Raw genomic sequence first — 6,000 nt, 5'->3', positions numbered from 1 at the left:
ATCATGAAAGGCCAGCGTGTACCCCCGGTTTCCGACCGCCTCCAACTCGCGCATGTAAGGTTTGGGGTCCCAGTTCTCGGGATCGGCATAATAGTCGTCGATGGCCATGCGATAGGCCCGCGCGACGATGGCGGCATAGTATTCCGACTTGCCACGCCCTTCGACCTTTAGGCTATCTACGCCGATCTCAAGATACTCGTCGAGTTTGGGCATGATGCAAAGGTCTTTGGAGTTCAGGATATACGATCCCCGCCCATCCTCCTCGATGGGCATCAACTCGCCGGGGCGGCACCCTTCTTCCAGCAAAAACTCGAACAGATCGGCATTCTCGTCCGTGATGTTTAGATCTTGCACCGTGCCGTCCTTCATCCGCATGCGGAATGAATAGTTCCAGCGGCAGGAGTTGGCGCAGTTACCTTGGTTGGCACCGCGCTCGGCCATGAAATTCGACAACAGGCAGCGGCCTGAATAGGTCATACACATGGCCCCGTGCACAAAGGCCTCAAGCTTGATATTCGGGCATTTTTCGCGGATCTCCTTGAGTTCCGCAAAGGATACCTCACGCGCCAAAACACACAACTCGGCCCCCTGATCCTGCCAGAATTTTACCGACAGCCACGAACAGATGTTGCTTTGAGTAGAGACATGCAGCGGCAGTTCCGGCGCGCGTTCGCGCACGTATTGGAACACGCCCGGATCGGCCACGATCAGGCCGTCCGGCTTAACCTTGCGCACCGTGTCAATGTATTCATCAAGCTTGGGAATATCCTTGTTGTGCGAAAACAGGTTCAGCGTCAGATACGCCCGCCGACCATGTTCATGGCAGAATTCGACGCCCTCAATCACTTCATCCAGCGAAAACTCAGATTTCGTGCGCAGCGACAAATCCGGCGTACCCAGATATACGGCATCGGCCCCGTATAGGATCGCCATCTTCAGCTTGCGCAGGTTGCCCGCAGGCATCAGCAGTTCGGATCGGTTCTGTGACATGATCTTGGCCAGACTTTAAGAGAATGGTGCGTTCTAAGGGAGAATAGAGCCATTGTGAACCGTTTTCTTATCGTCGCCAAACGCGCCCGCACGGTTGCACACGATCTGTTTGGTGGCGATGAATTGCCAGAATTGGCTTGGGTGATAGTCTTCTCTGACCTGGTCCAGGAGAACGTTATGCCCGACATCACCGGCTATCATGCCCACGTCTATTTCGACGAGAAAACACAAGAAACCGCCCGACAAATCTGCGAAGAGGCTACGCGCCTGTTTCCGGTCAAGATGGGCCGCGTGCATTCAAAAAACGTCGGACCCCACCCGCGATGGAGTTGCCAATTGGCTTTCGGCCCCGAAGCCTTCGACCGGGTGATTCCGTGGCTGATGCTCAACCGGCAGGGTCTGACCATTTTCACACACCCGGAAACCGGCGACCATCTGGCCGACCACCGGGATCGGGCAATCTGGATGGGCGAAATGCTGGACCTGGATTTGTCGATCTTCGACGGCTTTGACGACTAAGACAGTGCCCGCGCCTGATCCCGCAGGATGAATTTCTGTATCTTGCCGGTCGATGTCTTCGGCAATGCCCCGAACACAACCGTTTTGGGTGCCTTGAAATGGGCCATGTTGTCCCGGCAGAACGCAATCAATTCCGCCTCCGTCGCTTCGCGCCCGGGTTTCAGCTCGACAAAAGCACAGGGTGTTTCTCCCCATTTTTCGTCCGGTCGCGCCACCACCGCTGCTTCCATGACCGAGGGGTGCTTGTAAAGAATACCCTCGACCTCGACCGAAGAGATATTCTCGCCCCCCGAAATGATAATGTCCTTGGACCGGTCCTTGAGCGCGATATACCCGTCAGGGTGCATCACCCCCAGATCGCCCGACGCGAACCAGCCGCCCTTGAATGCCTTATCGGTAGCATCGGGGTTCTTCAGATACCCCTTCATCACGATATTGCCCTGCATAAAGATCTCGCCCATGGTCTCGCCATCGGCCGGGACCGGTTCCATTGTCTCGGGGTCGGCCACCATCAGACCTGACAGCGCCAGATATTTGACTCCCTGCCGAACCTTGAGCGCGGCGCGTTCCTCGGCGCCTTTCTGATTCCATTCCTCTTTCCAGGCGCAGACGACAGAGGGTCCGTAAGTTTCCGTCAGGCCATAGACATGCGTGACCTCTACGCCCATCGCCTCCATCTTTTCGATCACAGCCGCAGGTGGTGGTGCACCAGCGGTCATCGCCTTGATCTGGCAATCAAAATTCTTGAGATGATCGGGCGCGTTCGCCAGCATGTTCAGCACGATGGGCGCGCCGCAGAAATGGGTGACCTTCTCTTCCCGGAAAGCATTAAAGATCGGCTCGTCCCGCACGGCGCGCAGACAGACCGATGTTCCCGCATTCGCGGCCATAGTCCAGGGAAAGCACCAGCCGTTGCAATGAAACATCGGCAGGGTCCAAAGATAGACCGAATGCTGCGGCATTCCCCAGGTGAGGATGTTGGACGTAGCATTCAGCGCAGCACCGCGATGGTGATAAACGACGCCCTTGGGGTTTCCGGTGGTTCCAGAGGTGTAATTCAGTGCAATCGCATCCCACTCGTCACCAGGCAGTCCCCACGCGAAATCCGGATTGCCCTCGGCCAGAAGCGCTTCATAGCTGAGCGTCCCCAGCTTTTCGCCACGCTCGAAACTCGGGTCTTCGATGTCGATCACCAGAAGATCGGGAAGGTCGATCTGGGAAAGAGCGTCTTTGACAACACCCGAAAACTCGGGATCGACCAACAGAACCTTGGCCTCGGCGTGCTCCAGAATGAAGGCGACGATGGGGGCATCCAGCCGCGTGTTGATCGCGTTCAAAACAGCACCAGCCATAGGCACCCCGAAATGCGCCTCGTACATCTCGGGAATGTTAGCGGCGATGATCGATACCGTATCGCCCTGCCCGATCCCATGGACCGAAAGCGCACTGGCCAGACGTCGGCAACGGGCATAGGTTTCGGCCCATGTATAACGCCGATCACCGTACACGACGGACGGATAGTCGGGATATACCGCCGCAGTGCGTTCCAGATAGCTGAGTGGTGACAAGGCCGTGTAATTAGCCCGGTTCTGGTCCAGATGGCGCTCATAGATATTTGGCAAAGTCATCACCCGTTTCCTCCCTGATCTTCGAACCGAAGTTTGAGCACAAAGCACAGCATCTGACAAACCGGTAATATTACCCATGCGGCGCCGGTCTGGAGATAAGTGATCAAACGAACTGGCCCTATATAATTGTGCCCTTTCGCGGTGATCTGGTTTATGGAAAACAATCTGCTCTGGCGGGCTGTGCCCCGTAGACCGAGCACCGCTTCATCTTGAAAGGACATGTCATGGACGGCACGTTCAACGAAAACGATCTCTCCCGTGTGGTCGAAGCCGACCGCGCTCATATCTGGCATCATCTGATCCAGCATAAACCATTTGAAACCAATGACCCGCGTATCATTGTCGAAGGCAAGGGCATGCGCGTCTGGGATCAGAAGGGTAAGGAACACCTTGATGCCGTTTCCGGCGGTGTGTGGACCGTCAACGTCGGCTATGGCCGCGAATCGATCTGCAAGGCGGTCTATGACCAACTGATGAAACTGTGTTATTTCGCCAATTCCGCCGGTTCGATCCCCGGTGCGATCTTTGCCGAAAAACTGATCGACAAGATGCCGGGCATGAGCCGGGTCTATTACACCAACTCCGGCTCCGAGGCGAACGAGAAGGCCTTCAAGATGGTTCGCCAGATCGCGCACAAGCGCTATGGCGGTAAGAAGACCAAGATACTTTATCGCGACCGCGACTATCACGGCTCGACCCTTGCCACCATGTCAGCGGGTGGCCAGGACGAACGCAACGCACAATACGGCCCGTTCGCGCCCGATTTCGTACGCGTTCCGCACTGCATGGAATATCGCAAGCACGAACTGGGTAAAGAGGAGTTGTCCGGCGAAGCATTCGGCCGTGCAGCGGCAGATGCGATCGAAGAGGTGATTCTGCGCGAAGGCCCCGATACCGTCGGCGCGCTGTGCCTTGAGCCGGTGACGGCGGGCGGCGGCGTGATCGAAGCGCCCACCGGATACTGGGAACGGGTGCAGGAAATCTGCAAGAAATACGACGTGCTGTTGCATATTGACGAGGTCGTCTGCGGCGTTGGCCGCACCGGTACCTGGTTCGGTTACCAGCAATATGGAATCAAGCCGGATTTCGTGACCATGGCCAAGGGTGTTGCCTCGGGCTATGCCGCGATCGCCTGTATGGTGACCACCGAAGAGGTGTTCAACATGTTCAAGGAAGACGCCAGCGATCCGATGGGCTACTTCCGCGACATCTCGACTTTTGGTGGCTGCACCGCCGGTCCCGCCGCGGCGATCGAGAATATGCGCATCATCGAGGACGAGAACCTGCTGGGCAACTGCACCGAAATGGGCGCCCGGATGATGGGCAACCTGCAGGCACTGATGGAGAAGCACAAGGTTGTCGGTGATGTGCGCGGCAAGGGCCTGTTCCTGGGTGCCGAACTGGTCGCCGACCGTTCGACCAAGGAACCGGTGGACGAGAAACTGGCGCAGGCAGTAGTTGCAGACTGCATGTCGCAGGGCGTGATCATCGGTGTGACCAACCGGTCGCTGCCGGGCCGCAACAACACCCTGTGTTTCTCGCCCGCGCTGATTGCGACGCCGGATGACATCGATCAGATCACCGATGCCGTTGACGGCGCTCTGGGCCGCGTTTTCGGCTGACAAAACTCGATCACCTGCCCTTCTCTCCCCGATTTGGGGCAGGTGTCCTCCCGAACCGGCGCGCCCACCGCGCCGGTTCATTCATTCCAAGAAGCTGTAACCAGCGGAAACCTCGTTCGCTTTCTCAACCGACCATCTCTATCCGCCAGCCAATCGTTACCCAGGCCAGATCCTAAAGCTCCAAAATCGTGCTGCCTGTGGTCTGCCGCGCCTCTAGCGCCCGGTGTGCATCCGCCACCTGCTCAAGCGGGAAGCGCTGATCTATGCGGATCTTGACCTCACCACCGGTGACCTTGCCGAACAGGCGCCGCGCCATCGCCTGACAGACGCTGTGATCGGCAATATGGGTAAACAGCGTTGGGCGGGTGATTTTTAGCGAGCCCTTTTGCCCCAGAACCGCCAGGTTGAAAGGCGGCACGGGCCCCGAGGCATTACCGAACGAAATCATCATGCCCAAAGGTTTGAGGCAATCCAGCGACCCTTCGAAAGTATCCGCGCCCACAGAGTCCATGACGGCATCAACCCCCTGACCTCCGGTCAATTCCCGAACCCTTTCGGCAAAATTCTCAGTCCGGTAATTGATGCAATGCGCGGCACCGTGAAAACGGGCAAGTTTGCACTTCTCTTCCGACCCGGCGGTTCCGATCAGGGTGATCCCCTCTGACTTGGCCCACTGGCAGGCGATCAAACCGACTCCGCCTGCCGCCGCATGAAACAACACCGTATCCCCGCGTTTCAACGGCGTGGTGCGATGAAACAGGTACTCGACGGTCATCCCCTTGAGCATCATAGCCGCCGCTTCATCAAAGCCAACCTCATCCGGCAGCGGGCAGACCTGTGCGGCCGGCATCACCCGCGCGTTGCAATAGGCTCCGGGCGGGGTCGCCGCGTAAGCTGCGCGCTGTCCAAGCTCAAGATGAGTTACGCCTTCTCCTACGGCTTCGATCACACCCGAGGCCTCCATCCCCAAAGCGTGCGGCAACGCCAATGGATAAAGGCCAGAGCGCTGGTAGACGTCGATAAAGTTCAGCCCACAGGCACGGTGGCGAATGCGGACCTCACCCGGACCCGGCTCGCCGACGGGGCGATCCTCGATCCGCAGGGCATCCGGTCCACCTGTTTGATGAATGACCACGGTGCGCGCTGTATCGTTCATGACTGTCTCCTCTGTCTCTTGTTCAGGCTAACATACCCTGCACATTGAACAATCCTCTGATCGCAAAGAGGTGATCCGCGTTTTA

General features: G+C 57.6%; 5 protein-coding genes. 2 read left to right on the top strand and 3 right to left on the bottom strand.

Translation table 11 applies throughout. The features are described from left to right. The coding region (locus AC2FNB_RS14360) for a peptidase U32 family protein (RefSeq protein ID WP_496747366.1) at positions 1-990 on the bottom strand (990 nt) is incomplete at its 3' end. Positions 991-1,167: 177 nt separating this feature from the next. Here AC2FNB_RS14360 and AC2FNB_RS14355 point away from each other — a divergent pair. Then, complete coding sequence (locus AC2FNB_RS14355) at positions 1,168-1,509, top strand: DOPA 4,5-dioxygenase family protein (protein WP_496747364.1); 342 nt, start codon at positions 1,168-1,170, stop codon at positions 1,507-1,509. Here AC2FNB_RS14355 and AC2FNB_RS14350 read toward each other — a convergent pair. Continuing rightward, entirely contained in the window at positions 1,506-3,137 is a 1,632-nt protein-coding gene (locus tag AC2FNB_RS14350; RefSeq protein WP_496747362.1) for an acyl-CoA synthetase, read from the bottom strand. The two genes, AC2FNB_RS14355 and AC2FNB_RS14350, sit on opposite strands and share 4 nt — an antisense overlap. A 224-nt stretch (positions 3,138-3,361) precedes the next feature. On the opposite strand from AC2FNB_RS14350, the gene AC2FNB_RS14345 reads away from it, so the two are divergent. After that, entirely contained in the window at positions 3,362-4,759 is a 1,398-nt protein-coding gene (locus AC2FNB_RS14345) for an aminotransferase family protein (protein ID WP_480750704.1), read from the top strand. Between the two features lie 172 nt (positions 4,760-4,931). On the opposite strand, the gene AC2FNB_RS14340 is transcribed toward AC2FNB_RS14345, so the two are convergent. Next, positions 4,932-5,915: a quinone oxidoreductase family protein gene (locus tag AC2FNB_RS14340; protein ID WP_496747360.1), complete on the bottom strand. Its 984-nt coding sequence runs from the start codon at positions 5,913-5,915 to the stop codon at positions 4,932-4,934. Between the last annotated feature and the right edge of the window lie 85 nt (positions 5,916-6,000).

The organism is Ruegeria sp. BHSB058, from assembly GCF_059613285.1.
The sequence above is the reverse complement of the archived record's forward strand: the minus strand, read 5'-3'. Positions and strand labels throughout refer to the sequence as shown.

Coding starts and splice junctions, on each gene's coding strand:
- AC2FNB_RS14355 (WP_496747364.1), top strand. CDS start 1,168: ATGCCCGACATCACCGGCTATCATGCCCACGTCTATTTCGACGAGAAA.
- AC2FNB_RS14350 (WP_496747362.1), bottom strand. CDS start 3,137: ATGACTTTGCCAAATATCTATGAGCGCCATCTGGACCAGAACCGGGCT.
- AC2FNB_RS14345 (WP_480750704.1), top strand. CDS start 3,362: ATGGACGGCACGTTCAACGAAAACGATCTCTCCCGTGTGGTCGAAGCC.
- AC2FNB_RS14340 (WP_496747360.1), bottom strand. CDS start 5,915: ATGAACGATACAGCGCGCACCGTGGTCATTCATCAAACAGGTGGACCG.